15 protein-coding genes and 3 pseudogenes are annotated in these 14,846 nt (G+C 43.7%); 8 read left to right on the top strand and 10 right to left on the bottom strand.

Going from position 1 to position 14,846, the window contains the following annotated elements; translation table 11 throughout:
- Window positions 1-792 (top strand): annotated as a pseudogene (locus F6K38_RS04625) (DNA polymerase III subunit alpha); the annotation flags it as partial.
- Window positions 793-1,227: 435 nt separating this feature from the next.
- Entirely contained in the window at window positions 1,228-1,881 is a 654-nt protein-coding gene (locus tag F6K38_RS04620) for a hypothetical protein (RefSeq protein WP_008188846.1), read from the top strand.
- A gap of 153 nt (window positions 1,882-2,034) precedes the next feature.
- Here the strand turns inward: F6K38_RS04620 and F6K38_RS04615 are convergent, their stop codons facing one another.
- Entirely contained in the window at window positions 2,035-2,202 is a 168-nt protein-coding gene (locus F6K38_RS04615) for a hypothetical protein (RefSeq protein ID WP_287295613.1), read from the bottom strand.
- Between the two features lie 29 nt (window positions 2,203-2,231).
- Here F6K38_RS04615 and F6K38_RS04610 point away from each other — a divergent pair, with 29 nt between their 5' ends.
- Window positions 2,232-2,399: a hypothetical protein gene (locus tag F6K38_RS04610; RefSeq protein ID WP_287295615.1), complete on the top strand. Its 168-nt coding sequence runs from the start codon at window positions 2,232-2,234 to the stop codon at window positions 2,397-2,399.
- A 25-nt stretch (window positions 2,400-2,424) separates the two neighbouring features.
- Here the strand turns inward: F6K38_RS04610 and F6K38_RS04605 are convergent, their stop codons facing one another.
- Together F6K38_RS04605 and F6K38_RS04600 are read right to left on the bottom strand one after the other, a co-directional pair.
- Window positions 2,425-2,595: a hemolysin-type calcium-binding repeat protein gene (locus F6K38_RS04605; protein ID WP_008188843.1), complete on the bottom strand. Its 171-nt coding sequence runs from the start codon at window positions 2,593-2,595 to the stop codon at window positions 2,425-2,427.
- Between the two features lie 6 nt (window positions 2,596-2,601).
- Window positions 2,602-2,673, bottom strand: a pseudogene (locus F6K38_RS04600) (hypothetical protein); the annotation flags it as partial.
- A 194-nt stretch (window positions 2,674-2,867) separates the two neighbouring features.
- Between F6K38_RS04600 and F6K38_RS04595 the strand changes: the two are divergent.
- A pseudogene (locus tag F6K38_RS04595) lies at window positions 2,868-3,365 on the top strand (DUF1997 domain-containing protein); the annotation flags it as partial.
- A 256-nt stretch (window positions 3,366-3,621) separates the two neighbouring features.
- On the opposite strand, the gene F6K38_RS04590 reads toward F6K38_RS04595, so the two are convergent.
- From F6K38_RS04590 to F6K38_RS04570, 5 genes are all read right to left on the bottom strand, one after another.
- A complete protein-coding gene (locus F6K38_RS04590; protein WP_287356174.1) occupies window positions 3,622-3,759 on the bottom strand; it encodes a hypothetical protein in 138 nt (45 codons plus the stop codon).
- Between the two features lie 33 nt (window positions 3,760-3,792).
- Window positions 3,793-4,530, bottom strand: a complete 738-nt coding sequence (locus F6K38_RS04585) for a hypothetical protein (protein WP_287356172.1) — start codon at window positions 4,528-4,530, stop codon at window positions 3,793-3,795.
- A 438-nt stretch (window positions 4,531-4,968) separates the two neighbouring features.
- The gene (gene hpsU / locus F6K38_RS04580; protein WP_287356170.1) at window positions 4,969-5,577 is read right to left on the bottom strand and encodes a hormogonium polysaccharide biosynthesis acetyltransferase HpsU; all 609 of its coding nucleotides are present in this window, start codon (window positions 5,575-5,577) and stop codon (window positions 4,969-4,971) included.
- A gap of 149 nt (window positions 5,578-5,726) precedes the next feature.
- Window positions 5,727-6,680: a glycosyltransferase family 2 protein gene (locus F6K38_RS04575; protein ID WP_008186922.1), complete on the bottom strand. Its 954-nt coding sequence runs from the start codon at window positions 6,678-6,680 to the stop codon at window positions 5,727-5,729.
- Between the two features lie 264 nt (window positions 6,681-6,944).
- Complete coding sequence (locus F6K38_RS04570) at window positions 6,945-8,312, bottom strand: RNA-guided endonuclease InsQ/TnpB family protein (RefSeq protein WP_287356168.1); 1,368 nt, start codon at window positions 8,310-8,312, stop codon at window positions 6,945-6,947.
- Window positions 8,313-8,367: 55 nt separating this feature from the next.
- Here F6K38_RS04570 and F6K38_RS04565 point away from each other — a divergent pair, with 55 nt between their 5' ends.
- Complete coding sequence (locus F6K38_RS04565) at window positions 8,368-8,520, top strand: hypothetical protein (protein WP_008186924.1); 153 nt, start codon at window positions 8,368-8,370, stop codon at window positions 8,518-8,520.
- A 45-nt stretch (window positions 8,521-8,565) separates the two neighbouring features.
- Here F6K38_RS04565 and F6K38_RS04560 read toward each other — a convergent pair whose 3' ends face one another.
- Window positions 8,566-9,495 (bottom strand): glycosyltransferase family 2 protein, encoded by a 930-nt coding sequence (locus F6K38_RS04560; protein ID WP_287356166.1) that lies wholly within the window; start codon window positions 9,493-9,495, stop codon window positions 8,566-8,568.
- 120 nt (window positions 9,496-9,615) lie between these two features.
- Between F6K38_RS04560 and F6K38_RS04555 the strand changes: the two genes are divergently transcribed.
- The 3 genes from F6K38_RS04555 (at window position 9,616) to F6K38_RS04545 (ending at window position 12,462) form a co-directional block, all read left to right on the top strand.
- Complete coding sequence (locus tag F6K38_RS04555; protein WP_287356164.1) at window positions 9,616-9,750, top strand: hypothetical protein; 135 nt, start codon at window positions 9,616-9,618, stop codon at window positions 9,748-9,750.
- A gap of 165 nt (window positions 9,751-9,915) precedes the next feature.
- On the top strand, window positions 9,916-10,698 hold the full coding sequence (panB, locus tag F6K38_RS04550; protein WP_287247735.1) for a 3-methyl-2-oxobutanoate hydroxymethyltransferase: 783 nt from the start codon (window positions 9,916-9,918) through the stop codon (window positions 10,696-10,698).
- Window positions 10,699-10,728: 30 nt separating this feature from the next.
- On the top strand, window positions 10,729-12,462 hold the full coding sequence (locus F6K38_RS04545) for a glycoside hydrolase family 9 protein (RefSeq protein ID WP_287265870.1): 1,734 nt from the start codon (window positions 10,729-10,731) through the stop codon (window positions 12,460-12,462).
- 65 nt (window positions 12,463-12,527) lie between these two features.
- Here F6K38_RS04545 and fusA read toward each other — a convergent pair whose 3' ends face one another.
- A complete protein-coding gene (fusA, locus tag F6K38_RS04540) occupies window positions 12,528-14,615 on the bottom strand; it encodes an elongation factor G (protein WP_008186928.1) in 2,088 nt (695 codons plus the stop codon).
- Window positions 14,616-14,846 lie beyond the last annotated feature (231 nt).

Genomic DNA, 14,846 nt, shown 5'->3' with positions numbered 1-14,846 from the left:
AAAGAGTTTACCATAGGAAGCCCGATCGGTTTAGCGAAAACATTACCAATTCCCTACAGTCGTGAACTGTCGAATAGTAAAGTTAAGGTAACTGCTGAGATCATTGGTGATGGAGATTTTTCTATAAAACCTCTAGCTTCTAGCTATCCAACTCTGAAAGGGGAAAATTTACCTAGGGCTTTTCAGAATCAAGCCTTGATGGGGATTACTGACTCAGATATTTTCTGGGATGAGATTGTTGAGCTGAAGTATCTTGGCCAAGAGGATGTTTTTGATTTAAGTATTGCTGAAACTCATAACTTTCTTGCCAATGACTTTATTGCTCACAATTGCATGGGTAAGAAGAAAGTGGCTGAGATGCAGAAGCATCGGGAGATTTTTATTGATGGTTCAACCAAAAATGGCGTGACTCAAGACATAGCTGAGGAGTTATTTGACCAAATGATTAAATTTGCCGAATATTGTCTCAGCTATGATACGGAGATTATCACAGTAGAGTATGGTCCGATGGCCATTGGTGAGATTGTCGAGAAAGGTATCCCATGCACTGTTTATAGCGTTGATAGTAATGGCTATGTGTATACCCAACCTATTGCTCAGTGGCATAACCGGGGAGAGCAAGAGGTGTTTGAATATACTCTAGAAGATGGCTCAGTGATTCGAGCTACAAAAGATCATAAGTTTATGACCATTGATGGTCAAATGCTGGGGATTGATGAGATATTTGAGGGAGGGTTGGAGTTGAAACAGTTAGCAGAATTGCCTTTAGGGTTAATTGAGCAAGCTAGTTAATTTTTATGTATTTTTGTTAAGTTAATAACCGCATAATAACGCTTTCAGATATTAAGAAATAATTCGCCAACAGCATCTTGACCTCAACCCAACCCGGATTTTGTATAATTTATGCATAAGAGGTTGTCTGAGAAGTCTCATTTGCTACATCCAAGCCCCCTAAATCCCCCAATTTTGGGGGACTTTTAGCAGCAAATATTCTTGTTCCCGCCATAATTGGGGGGCTAGGGCGTGTTTTCAAAGTTTTCGGCAAGATTATGATCCCCCCCAGCCCCCCTTAAAAAAGGGGGGAGCCATACTCAAAGTCCCCCTTTTTTAAGGGGGATTTAGGGGGATCTCCGAGTTTGAAGACACGCCCTAGGGGGGCAAAATTCAGTATAAAAAAACTTTTCAGATATCCTCTAAATGTCACAAACTAAACATTAAGAGATAAAAATGCTTAAATTAGTTAATAATGGATGGAATATCAATTTTTTTTTGATGGCTACATCCTTACTCACACTTTTATCTTCTCAACCTGCCTTTGCTAATCAGGCATGTTCTACTGTTGATTTTAATGGTTCGGCTGCCAAGCTTCGTTATAGGAATGTACAAGGTGATGCAAGTAGCAGGACAATTTCCCAATCTAATTCAGTTAGAGGTTGGAGTTATAAAGGTCGTCTAGCTAGTTACGTTATATTCAACGGTAGTAAATCAGTTGTCATTGTAGAGGAATTTAATCCAGACACAGGACAATTCGGTCGTAAACTAGCGACTATTAATATTTCAAATAGTGATAGCATTCGCGGATGGGATTGGGATGAGGAAAAAGGAATAGCCTCATTTTTATTAGTAAATAGCTCAGGTACTTTCGTAGCTGTAGAAAAGTTTGGTCTATCAGGATTCGGTTCTCGAATAGCAACAGTAAAACTTTCTAATAGCGCTTTAAGTAAATTGGGTTCTTCTTGGACATGGGATGGTACCTTGGCTGAATACACTTTAAATGGTAGAACTAAAGTCGAATATTTTGATGGTGATTCTTGGGGTTCTCAACTTCCTAACAAGAGCTCATTTGTTGGGAATAATATAGTTGGAAGAAGTTGTTACTAAGAATGTAAACATTCAGCTTATGCGCAATGCGCATTGGCGCACGCTACGCGAACGGCGCACCCTAGGCGAAAGGGAACAGCCTGCATAGGTAAGCATTCGTTTAATCTCTATTACAGAAAGCTGATGGCTGATAGCTGAATGCTTAGATAACTACTAACTATTAATACTTAAAATCACATCGTTACCGCCACCACCGAGAATATCATCACCATCTCTCTCATCTAAGTAGTCGGACAAAAGTAAAATTAACTGTTGAAATAGGGAGCAGGGAGCAGGGAGCAGGGAGCAGGGAGCAGACGGACTTTTGGCAACTTTACACAAGTTAATACAGCGATGCAGAGGTGCGACCCGTGGCGAATTTAATTACGGGTCAAACGCACCATTACGGTCTTGGGGAGGCAGCGCGGTCTTGGGGAGGCAGCGCGGTCTTGGGGGTTTCCCCCATGAGCGACTGCCGTGGTCTCCCCCATGAGCGACTGCCGTGGTTTCCCCCACTCGCGCTTTGCATCAAGAAGTGAGGTTGATTTTTGTCCAGGTACTTAGCTAATTCTGATCTTCTGTTGTAGAGGAAGAAGAAATTCCAGTGGCGATAATATTAGCGTTGATAGTAATAGCTAATTGTCCGTAAAGACTATCATTGCCACTACCACCAATTAGTCTATCATCTCCACGTCCACCTGCGATCGCATCATTACCTGCATTGCCGTTAAGCAAATCGTTGCCATTTTTGCCATCAATTAGATCATTACCATCCCCACTGTTGAGGGTATCGTTACCATCCCCACCGGTCAGAGTATCAGTAACGGTTGAGGGAATGGAGAAAGGGGAAAAAGACGATTAGAAATCTATAGAAAAATCTCTAGAAAATAAAAAAAGTACTCTCTGGAGTAACATGCTCCGGTAAAATGAAAACTATAATACCAAAACTGAAGAATTGTAAAGTAATATTAAGTAAAAGCATACATTGATTGAGTGTTTTTTCCTCTATGACCACCCAGTTTTTTGCTTCCCAGTGTGTGGAAATGACTGTGCCACAGGAATCTGTGCCGATTCAGCACTACTTGCGTCAGCCGGAACGGATTGTTTATGCGATCGCAGACCTGAATCGTATCCAACAACTGACTCAGAAGCGCTTTCGCCTGAAAATGAATCCATTACACTTTATGTCCTTGACATTTCAGCCCACGGTAGATCTAGAAGTGTGGGCGGAATCTGACGCTACCGTTCATCTGAGGTCTGTCGGTTGTAAAATTCTGGGATTGGACTATATAAATCGACGCTTTGCCCTAGAATTAACGGGAAAACTGCATCCTTGGGACGATCAAGGAGTCACTAAGCTCACAGGCAGAGCGGATTTAACTGTCAAGGTTGATGTGCCCTTACCTTTTTCCCTTACTCCCAAGCCAATCTTAGAAACCACTGGCAATGGTTTGCTCAAAAGCGTTTTGGTCAGGATTAAGCAAACATTGATGCACCAGCTGTTGTNTGTAATATTGACCACATTAAGCAGCATTATTATAGGAGTCATCCCTTTATTAATCCCTCTGGTATTGTTCCAAAAGGACCACAAATTAGTTTTAGTGATTAAGGCTATCAGCCATAAGCTATCAGCTATCAGCTATTAGCGATCAGTTATCAGCTATCAGTTATCAGCTATCAGTTATCAGCTATCAGCCATCAGCTATCAGCTATTGGCTATCAGCTATCAGCCATCAGCTATCAGCTATCAGCTATCAGTTATCAGCCAAAGGTCTGTGGCCAAGCTACACTGAACACCTTTTGAATAAAATAAGCTGACGGCTGACGGCTGACGGCTGACGGCTGACCGCTGACCGCTGACGGCTGACGGCTGACCGCTGACCACTGACCACTGACCACTGACCGCTGACCGCTGATAGCTTACGTGTTAACTTATTCTTGATTCAAAAATGGAGACTTAGATTTAATTTTAAATACGGAATCTGAGAACTCACCAAGGGAATCAGGGACAGATACAATTTCCGGTTCGGTGCGTTTTCCAAACATCAAGGTAGCCTTACTAGTCGAGGGAGAGAAAAGAATCTGTGTGATTTTGCTATAATCCCACCGTTTCTGATCATAGAGAGCAAGCACTTTCGTAAGATTATCTAAGGTCATCTCCTCCTTATTCTCGAACATAAACTCAACAGGACGATTAAAGACTTTGTCCAAAAACTTGCCGTAAAACTCATCAATATAGAGGTTTCGAGTTTGTGTCATCATCAGTACCTTACGCAATTCCTGACTTAACTCATAGGCTCCGTCTTTGGTGCAAATCACCTGCTCATTGATAGCAACAGATTTCCGAGACCGATTTTTGCGACAAGGATTATTGTTAGAAGACTGTACCACTCGTCCAGAGTTGAGGTCGTCCCCAAGTTGATCAAACTCATCAACCACTCCGCGTGTGCCTTGGATTATACGCCTGCCTTCACGAATGGTATTGGTTACTTCTTGGACATCTCGACGGATTTGGCGGAGCTCATCGAATAATCCAGCAATCTCGAAGGTGCTAACATTGCTATTGTCATGCTTCCGAGGTACTATTCCGGCTGTTGCGGGAAGCACTTGCCACATCACGGACGCTGACAACAGGTAAGCTGAACCTTGGAAAATGAATTTGTGAACCATGACTATGGAATCCTGACTTAAAGTGGTCCACTATCTTTTTCTTTTAGCAAAATGAAAATCCGGAAACTTATCCAGCAATTTTTCCGGATCTGCTTTACTTACCCTTGTATAGCAGAAGTCAGAAGTCAGAAGTCAGAAGTCAAACTCTTGCGCTTCTTGATGCAGTCGCTCATGGGGGAAACCCCCAAGACCGTAATGGTGCTTTTTCCGTTGGCGAATTAAATTCGCCACGGGTCGCACCTCTGCATCGCTTACTTAGGTTTGAGACTAATGTCGATGTCCTAACTGCCCTGGCGACTGCTATATGATCTTCTCCGGTTGAATAGCTACACTTTCCACCCGACACCCGACACCCGACTCCTGACTCCCAATTCTAAATTCTAAATTCTAAATTCTAAATTCTAAATTCTAAATTCTAAATTCTAAATTCTTAATTCCCTACTCCCTACTCCCTCTCTCCTCGATTTCCCGTCGATAGCGGGGACGTGCTGGTATTCCCCAGCATACTTGCTGCTCTGGGATATTACTAAACACAGTGCTGCGAGCACCAATTACAGCATTGGCTCCAATGTGGACACCCGGAGCAATAAAGCAATCAGCGGCAATCCAGGCTCCGTTACCAACACTAATCTCAGATGTGATTAAACCAAAGGCTGGGTCTTTGATATCGTGGCTACCAGTACAGAGGTAACATTTTTGAGAAATAACGCAATGACTACCAATCCGAATCCGATCCAAGCTGTAGAAAACCACATCATCTCCAATCCAACTGTAGTCACCAACTTCTACTTTCCACGGGTAAGTAAAACGAGCAGTGGGTCGAATGATGACATTAGTACCAATCTTGGCTCCAAATAGTTGTAGCAGCCATCGGCGGAAGCCATTGAAGTTATGAGGACTTAAGGGAAATGCGATCGCTTGCACCAACCACCAGAGTAAGATTAACCAGCCCGGACGTCCTCGGTCAAACCAAGATTGGTCGTACTGGCGTAAATCCACTAAGGGTGGTAAATCTAACGCTGGTAGTTTACTTAAGTCATTAGTCATAATCTAGAATGTAGAATGTAGAATGGAGAATGCAGAATGGAGAATGGAGAATGCGGAATGGATAATTCTTAATTCTTAATTCTACATTCTTAATTCTTAATTCTACATTCTTAATTCTTAATTCTACATTCTTAATTCAAAATGGATTCTCAGGGATTTGGAGAGACAACTGATGGCTTTGGCGTTACTGGTGTCTGTGCTGGTTCAGTTTTTTCTACATTCAGCTTACCGCTAAACTTTTGTAACTCATAGAGTTTGACACCAATTTGATACTCATACTGACTCAACAGGCGTCCATAAATGTACCCAGCTTTTCCATCTAAAAAGCCCAGCTGGATAAAGTAAAACAAAATAAACCGCAGTATTGGTTTAAACGGTAGTCTAACCCAGATTTTTTTCAGAAACCGCTTACGCTGCACGGCGCTTCCAAACAGATTTCCCCCGATGGTGCCAGAGTCATCTTTACCTGTTAGTAGATTTAGATAGACACGAGCTTCCCAATTGGAGTAGCGATTGTGCCGTTCTAGCCAATGGTAAATGTCCTTAAAGTCAATGTGCAGCATATCATTTTGAAGATAGCCAGCTTTGCCTTGTAGGACAACGTGTTCATGAACTTCGTTGTCTCCAGTATTGGGAATTCCTTCCGTTTTTAAGTTTTCGTAGCGACCTTTTTCGTGTTTAAATAACCGTAAATTCCAGTCTGGATATTTGCCACCAAAGCGAATCCATTTCCCTAGGAAGAATACTCTACGATTGATATAGTAGCCGTTATAATCAGCATTGTCGATTGCCACAGCAATTTCATCCCAAAGTTCTGGAGTAATGCGTTCGTCACAATCAACAATTAATACCCATTGATTGCGGAATTCAAGATTGTCTAAGCTCCAGTTTTTCTTTTTGGGCCAAAACCCATCAAAATAGAATTGAACTAGGTTTGCACCATATTCTTCCACAATTTCAATGGAGCGATCGCTGCTTTGGGAATCGACAACAAACACTTCATCTGCTCTATTAACACTCTCAAGACAAGCTGGTAAATTGGCCTCTTCATTTTTGGCTGGAATTAGAACTGATACCGGAAGTTTAGTGTTAGGGGATTTCATAATTAAACACCTGCAATTGTGGACGTTTTATGAAAAGTTTATTGGCCTAGAATAACTAACAGCAAGCCTTAACTAAAATTAAGGCTTATCAGTCAACAGTTAACAGTCAACAATCAACCAAAATTATCTGTGCTATAGCAAAGGGAACCTATTATCCAGTCTCATTAATGACTGGACTGATTGTGGGATAGAGAGGAGTTGCTCCTTTTTGACATCTCCCCCGGCTGAAGCACGGAGGATTCTACAAGGTTGTTACGAGGCGGATTAAAACCGCGCCTGTTCACTTCTTGTGCGGTACGATCTATTCAGTGACTTGAAAATTTCATACCGGTGTGGGAGTGTCAAGCTCCCTCTACCCACCTTAGCTAGGTCTATATTTAGCTGTGTGGCTACTTTCCTGGCAATGTTGGCCGCACCATTGCAGTCGGCATTTACCAGGTATCCCTCAGAAATTTTATACAAACCACGCCTTACCCGACATCCTGACGGTTTCCACCCGTTGGGTTTTTCACCATATTTTGGTAATGGATCGTCGTCAAGGAAAGACGCTTTGCTGGTGTACGATTCCTCGGTAATTGTTAGTTTAATGCCGTACTCAGGGCAAAGTTGTTTCAGCCGTTCGATTAGTCTCTTGGTCGGGATGACTACGAAATTCTGATTGCCACGTTTGCCCATATTAGAACGGCTTTTCTGTTCTTCGTTCCAGCCGATAATTAGGTTTCCAATGCGATCATTTAAGCACCGATTGATAATGAATCTAGCAGCTTTGTTGATCGCATCCCGTATCTGGTTGTTTCGTTTCCGCTGCACTCGATCTAGCTTGGAATCCCAGTAAAACTCTGGTTTCCCCTGTTTGTACTTGGCGACTAACCGGCAGTAGCCCTGATTCATTGACTTGAGTTTTCGACCGTCAATTATCAGGCTCTTGCCAAGGGTTGAAAGCCCAGTCAGCCAGTTCGTCCCGCCGTGATCAAAACTCCACGCTTGGGAATAGTCGAGGTTGGGGTTATCAGAGATTGGTTGCTTCTCGTCATCAATTACCCAGTCGATCCAAAGTTGCCCAAGGTACGGACGAACAGTTATCTGTTTTACCCAGTCCGGATCTATAAAGTCCGGCGGCTCCAGGGTAATCTCGGTGATCAACTCAGGTTTTGTTTCTTTGCTGATCGAAGGGTAGAACAACCCTGACTTATAACCAAGAGCTTGTCTAGGGAAAGTTACAGCTGCCAATCCGCCTTTCTTTCTGTATCTTGGCAGTTTTGGTCTATCGACTTTTCCCTTGTAATAATGGCCGACTAACTGATTGTAGCTATTGATTGATTCGGCTACAGTCTTGAGAGTTTGTTGTGCCGACTGAGCTGCCATCGCCTTATAGTGAGGATTCTCTTTTAGATTCTTGCAGAGTTCGGCATATTTGACACTGCATTTATAGGTTTTCCACCCATATCTAAGATCATCCTCTCGCCAGTAAGTCGTAAAAGCTTCTTCTTGCTGTTCTAACCAGGTGTAATGTTTTTGTTTGGAGTAATAGATAGCACAATTTACCAGACTATTCGCTTGTTGGCATTGAAATACCCAAAAAGCTTGCTCTTCCTCTGTCAAGTTTGCTTTTACTGGAATCGTCTTGTACATTTGATTGCCTCCTACTAGAATCGTAACATTCGTGCGCGCAAATAGTATTCCAAAAATGAAAGACGAACGATTGATGATCCGAATTAATAAATTAAAAAAAATGCAATTAAAGCAAGAAGCAGAACGGCGTGGGATGACTCCATCTGAGTTGGTCAGAAGTCTAATATCCAAATTTTATGAACCTAAGCAGAGGGACACGGCGGGTTAAAACCCGTCGCGTCCGTTTCATCTCCTCCTTAAAAGAGAGGGGATCTCACGTTCCCGGATGTTTTGGTAGCATTCCTTTAATTACTGCACTAAGATAACCGATTTGACCATAGGCATAAACCAAATTATCAAAGCGCAGAGCTGGATTGCGGAAGTGCTTGAAGGATTTGTAGATTCCTCGCATCATTCGTTCACCTCCCCGTAACAATTGGGCAGTACCAGCACGACCAACCAATTGTTCACGGTAACACTCGCTAATACCTTGCCACCAACCACGATTCAAAAACCAACGTTTATTGATTCGTTCTGGGGCAACATTGTGAGCCACTAGAGCATCAGGTAGATAAGCAACTTGCCAACCATCCTGGAGAGCTAATTCTGTCATATGTAACTCTTCATTAGATAATAAATTTTTCCCCACACGACCTAAATTGACATCAAAACCACCGATTTTCTCCAGGAAAGTCCGCCTGATCGAGTAATTTAAACCTCTGGGAGTCAAACCAGGATTTTGGATCTGAATTAGGGTTTCCCCTAGGTCATAAGCTCCCAAATTTCCTGCTAGGTCTGGTGACAACCAGGAGGGAGAGGTAATGCCATCTGGCCACAATAGGGTAACTTTACCACCAGCAATTGCCAGTTTTTCGTTACTTTGATAAGCTTCGTAAATTGTCTTAAGCCAACGGGGACTGGCAACGGCATCATCATCCAGATAAGCTAAAATACCAGCACAGGCACTGGCAGCCCCAGTGTTACGAGCCACCGATAAACCAAGTACGGGTTCATAAACATAGTTTAGTCGAGAGTTGTCCAAGCGTTGGTCAACAATGTTACGGGTGCGATCGCTTGACGCATTATCGACCACAATTACTTCATAATCGGCAAAATCCTGCTGTAGCAAGCTATCAATGGCTGCACCCAAATATTGTTCGCGATTGTGGGTGCAGATGATCGCAGAAATTAGAGGCTCTGACATAGGGAACCTGATCGAGGAAGCTTCATTTTTAGTATTCCCTACTCAAGCAGTATTCTTCAACCTTCTTGATTACCGTAATTAACCCATATAGTATTAATAGGTCATAAATCAGTTGCACAGATGAGATGTAAGTATTCAGTGGTCAGCCGTCAGCCGTCAGCCGTCAGTGGTCAGCCGTCAGTGGTCAGCTTATTTTATTCAAAAACTGTTCGGTGTAGCTTGGCCACAGGCCTTTGGGTGAGAGCTGATAGCTGATAGCTGATAGCTGATAGCTGAGAGCTGAGAGCTGATAGCTAACGATCACATTACACTGAAGTCAGTAGTTCACGCTTCTTTACAAAGATTTCCATAGTTCGGTTTACTTTTTTTATAAGCATCTTTGAGAATTATTAATCGGATTGACCGAAACTATTATTGGTTATGGCAGTTACTATCAAGCAGTTGAATCAATGGAAACAACAGGAGCGCCAGATTATGGTGCTGACTGCTGCAGATTATGCGATCGCTCAGCTGTTGGATGAAGCGGGAGTAGACATCATCATGGTCGGGGATTCTCTAGCAATGGTTACGCTGGGTTACTCGACAACGCTGCCAGTGACCCTTGAGGAAATGATTCACCATGCCAAAGCGGTGTGTCGGGGTGTTAAACGGGCATTAGTGGTTTGTGATTTGCCGTTTTTGAGTTATCAGGAAAGTCCTCAGCAGGCAATCCACTCTGCCGGTCGAGTGTTGAAGGAAACTGGGGCAGTGGCAGTGAAGTTGGAGGGAGGATATCCTGCCATGGCTGAAACGGTGGGGAGGCTTAGCGCTGTGGGAATTCCGGTGATGGGTCATGTAGGTTTAACACCGCAGTCTATTCATCGGCTGGGTTTACGGCAACAAGGAAAAACACCGGAAACTGGGGAGCGGATTTTGCAGGATGCGATCGCATTGGAGCAAGCTGGTGCCTTTGCTATCGTTTTAGAGCATATTCCAAGCGATTTGGCAATGTCAATTACACAAAAATTAACTATTCCCACCATTGGCATTGGAGCCGGACCACACTGTGATGGCCAGGTGTTAGTGACAGCGGATTTACTAGGGCTTTCCGAGCACCAGCCACCCTTTGCTAAGTCTTATGTGAATTTGCGCCAGGTAATAACCCAAGCCGTGCAGGAGTTTACTACAGAGGTTCGTTCTGGAAAATTTCCAAAAGACCCATAATCAAGATATCATGGAAGTAAAAGCTTGACGATGAAAATAGATAGAAGATTTTTTATCGGCTGGATCAGTGCGATCGCTTATGGATTTTTTTCCAAGCTTAATGCTCAACCCTATAATCCAGCAGCTAGAGGAAAAATTGTTATCAATCAAATAGGTTATTACCCAACTGGGCCTAAGTTGGCGTTCTTAATCAATTCCCCCAATTCGGAAAACAAGCAGGTTGAACTTGTTGATTTAATCACTCACAAAACGGTTTTTGTGACCAACCTGGGAAACTCCGTAAAGGATAAAGCCAGTAATGATAAAATTACGGTTATTGATTTTACTAAATACGATAAATCAGGTAGCTATTACCTCAAATACGGCTATAGTCAGTCTTATCCGTTTGGCATTGGTAAGGAAATTTATAAGGATACCTTTACAAAGCTACTCCGGTCCTACTATTTGCAACGGTGCGGTGTTGCTGTAAATGATTCAGTATCTGGAGTCAAACATCCCCCCTGCCATCTCAAAGATGGGATTATTGCCCACAACGATGAGATTAATAAAGCTGGAGACTTCAAATCTGCCCAAGGTGGCTGGCATGATGCTGGGGATTTTGGTAAATATGTTGCGCCAATGACAGTCACCATCGGACGCTTGTTAAGCTTGTACGAGCAATATCCTAAATTATTTAGGGACAACCAATTAACTATACCAGAAAGCGGCAATGGTAGACCTGACCTACTCGATGAGGTCAAAGTAGGATTAGATTGGCTGCTGAAGATGCAGCGAGAGGATGGTGCTGTCTACCGCAAGCTGTCAGGAAAAAAATGGCCAGGGGAAATTCTACCCAATCAAGATACTCAGCCACGGTACACTTTTGGAATCTCGACACCTGAGACTGGCAAGTTTGCAGCAGTAATGGCAATGGCTGCTAGAGTTTATAGTCCCTTTGACAAGCAACAGGCTCAAACCTACTTACAAGCAGCTCAGAAAGCCTGGGGGTTTCTCCGAAAACAGCGATCTATGAAGGTGGATTGGCAAGAAGGAGATGACACCGGTTCAGGTAAGTATCTTTTTGGAGAGTGGGATCAGCAAGAATCCTTAAAAACAGATCAAGATGACCGCTTCTGGGCAGCCGTAGAACTGTTTATTACTACAGGGGATACTAGCTACGAGAAATACTTAGCTAAAACTATCACGGCCTTTGACTATGGTGAGTTTGGTTGGAAAGATCCGTCTCCTCTAGCAATGGTTAACTATTTGGTGCAGAAACAAAGGAAAGGGTCAGACAAACTGAAATTAGAAATAACAGCTAGGCTGATGCGAAGGGCGGATACTCTGATGGAAAAGATTAACCGTAGTGGCTACCGTTTAACTATTGATAAATTCCATTGGGCATCTAATCATAAGATAGCTGAGGAAGGAATTACTCTACTCTATGCCTACCGCATCACTGGCAATCGAGGCTACTACAAGGCAGCTGTTGAGCAGTTAGATTATTTACTGGGGCGCAATCATTTTAATCTTTGTTTTATTACCCGTGTTGGTAGCAACTCGGTGCGTCATGTTCATCACCGGATTTCCCGAGCTAAAGGAATTGTCATCCCTGGTCTGATGGTAGGGGGTCCTAATACTGATGCCCAGGATGGGATTGCGCCTAAAGGCTTGGGAATGTTGAGTTATGTAGATGATGAGCGGTCTTGGGCTACTAATGAATATGCTATTGATTACAATGCTTCGGTAATTGCCTTGATGGGGATGGTGATGGCACAGACTTAATCATTGATCACACGATGTTCCTGGCCAGTCTAAAACCAGCCAGGAACTCTACTTAAATCAAAAGATTATTTAGCAGCTTCCTCACGTTCCTTCACTTCCTTAATTACCTCTTCTGCCACATTACTTGGGCAAGGGGCGTAGTGGGAGAACTCCATCGAGAACTGACCACGACCAGATGTCATAGTACGCAGGTCACCAATATAGCCAAACATCTCGCTCAACGGTGCATCTGCCTTAATGCGAGCACCAGTAAGAGTTTTCTCCTGAGACTTAATCATCCCACGGCGGCGATTGAGGTCACCAATTACATCCCCCATGTAATCTTCTGGTGTGAATACATCCACTTTCATAATTGGCTCTAACAATTGAGGTGAAGCCTTACCAAAGGATTGCCGATAAGCCGACTTGGCCGCAATTTCAAAGGCAATAGCCGATGAGTCTACGGGGTGGTAGGCACCATCAGTCAAGGTAACCTTGAAGTCCACACAAGGGAATCCAGCCAACAGACCCTTTTGAATGCTATTCTCAAAGCCCTTTTGCACAGCAGGCCAAAATTCCCTGGGGACATTACCACCAGTCACCTTGGACTCAAACTGGAAGCCAGTACCGGGTTCACCAGGCTCGATAACGTAATCGATTTTACCATATTGACCAGAACCACCGGACTGCTTCTTGTGGGTATAGCTGTCTTCGATGCGCTTGGTAATGGACTCACGATATGCAACCTGGGGCTTACCTACATCCACCTCAACGCCATGAGTCCGTTTCAGGATATCAACCTTAATGTCTAGGTGCAGCTCACCCATGCCCTTAATGATAGTTTCGCCACTTTCCTGGTCAGTTTCAACGTGGAAAGATGGGTCTTCCTGAATCATCTTGCTCAGGGCAATGCCCATTTTCTCAGAGGAACCTTTTTTCTTAGGTGCGATCGCAATGGAAATCACCGGGTCTGGGAAGACCATCGGCTCCAGAGTAGCAGGATTTTTCGGGTCACAGAGGGTATGCCCAGTCTGGACATTTTTCATCCCAACGATGGCCACAATATCACCGGCCTGGGCAGAGTTAATTTCTTCCCTAGAATCGGCATGCATCTCTACCAAACGACCAATACGCTCAGTTTTACCTGTGAAGGTATTAAGTACTGTGTCACCCTTAGATAAGGTTCCTGAGTAGATACGGGTAAAGGTCAGAGCGCCAAAGCGGTCATCCATGATCTTAAATGCCAAGGCACGCAAAGGTTTTTCTGGGTCAACATAGGCAAGTGTACCGGTTTCGTTACCTTCTAGATCGATTTCTGGTTGGGGTTTGACTTCAGTGGGATTCGGCAGGTAGTCAACTACAGCATCAAGTACCAACTGCACCCCCTTATTCTTGAAGGATGAACCGCAGTAGGTAGGGAAGAAAGCCAGCTCACGAGTTCCCTTGCGAATGCAACGCTTAAGGCTTTCGAGATCTGGTTCTTCCCCTTCTAGATACTGTTCCATCACCTCGTCATCCTGCTCCACAGCCATTTCAATTAACTGCTCGCGGTAGGTTTCCACATCATCAACCATGTTGGCGGGAACGTCTTGAATCTCATAGTTCATCGGATCCCCAGAGTCATCCCATACCCATGCCTTACGGGTTAGCAAATCCACTACACCCACAAAATCGTTCTCAGTTCCGATCGGCAGTACCATTACCAGAGGCTTAGCACCAAGTACATCTTCTACCTGCTTAACAACTCGGTAGAAATCAGCCCCCAGACGGTCAAGTTTGTTTACGTAGATAATCCGAGCAACTTTTGAGTCATTGGCATAGCGCCAGTTAGTTTCTGACTGGGGTTCTACACCACCTGAGCCACAGAAAACACCAACGCCACCATCGAGAACCTTGAGGGAACGATAAACCTCAATGGTAAAGTCTACGTGACCTGGGGTATCAATAATGTTGAGTTGGTGGTCTTTCCAGAAACAACTGGTGGCGGCAGACTGAATAGTAATACCGCGCTCTTGTTCCTGTTCCATAAAGTCCGTTGTAGCTGCACCTTCGTGAACCTCACCAATTTTGTGGATTTTCCCGGTAAGTTTTAGTATCCTCTCTGTTGTAGTTGTCTTGCCTGCGTCCACATGAGCAAAGATACCTATATTTCGATAAGCAGTGAGGTCTTTCATAGTTACTCCTTATATTTACTCCTTAATAAAATTTAAACAAAATCTATGCATATTAACAATATGCCCAGCAGCGGTGTGATGGTTGTCGTGATGGACAAGCAAGAGGAAATATCAATTCCGTGAATAACCAGTCCTCGCAATCATTGCCTGCTCAAAAAAATCAATCAGGGAACGACGGTTAGTAGGAGTATCAATTATCCCCAGTCAAGCCAGAGAGCTTGGGAAAATGCG

The organism is Moorena sp. SIO3B2 (assembly GCF_010692525.1).
GTDB classification, from domain to species: Bacteria; Cyanobacteriota; Cyanobacteriia; order Cyanobacteriales; family Coleofasciculaceae; genus Moorena; species Moorena producens.
The sequence above is the reverse complement of the archived record's forward strand: the minus strand, read 5'-3'. Positions and strand labels throughout refer to the sequence as shown.

Excerpts from the sequence above, each read along its gene's own strand:
- F6K38_RS04620 (WP_008188846.1), top strand. The coding sequence starts at position 1,228 with ATGCTTAAATTAGTTAATAATGGATGGAATATCAATTTTTTTTTGATG.
- F6K38_RS04585 (WP_287356172.1), bottom strand. The coding sequence starts at position 4,530 with ATGGTTCACAAATTCATTTTCCAAGGTTCAGCTTACCTGTTGTCAGCG.
- hpsU (WP_287356170.1), bottom strand. The coding sequence starts at position 5,577 with ATGACTAATGACTTAAGTAAACTACCAGCGTTAGATTTACCACCCTTA.
- F6K38_RS04575 (WP_008186922.1), bottom strand. The coding sequence starts at position 6,680 with ATGAAATCCCCTAACACTAAACTTCCGGTATCAGTTCTAATTCCAGCC.
- F6K38_RS04570 (WP_287356168.1), bottom strand. The coding sequence starts at position 8,312 with ATGTACAAGACGATTCCAGTAAAAGCAAACTTGACAGAGGAAGAGCAA.
- F6K38_RS04565 (WP_008186924.1), top strand. The coding sequence starts at position 8,368 with ATGAAAGACGAACGATTGATGATCCGAATTAATAAATTAAAAAAAATG.
- F6K38_RS04560 (WP_287356166.1), bottom strand. The coding sequence starts at position 9,495 with ATGTCAGAGCCTCTAATTTCTGCGATCATCTGCACCCACAATCGCGAA.
- F6K38_RS04555 (WP_287356164.1), top strand. The coding sequence starts at position 9,616 with ATGAGATGTAAGTATTCAGTGGTCAGCCGTCAGCCGTCAGCCGTCAGT.
- panB (WP_287247735.1), top strand. The coding sequence starts at position 9,916 with ATGGCAGTTACTATCAAGCAGTTGAATCAATGGAAACAACAGGAGCGC.
- F6K38_RS04545 (WP_287265870.1), top strand. The coding sequence starts at position 10,729 with ATGAAAATAGATAGAAGATTTTTTATCGGCTGGATCAGTGCGATCGCT.
- fusA (WP_008186928.1), bottom strand. The coding sequence starts at position 14,615 with ATGAAAGACCTCACTGCTTATCGAAATATAGGTATCTTTGCTCATGTG.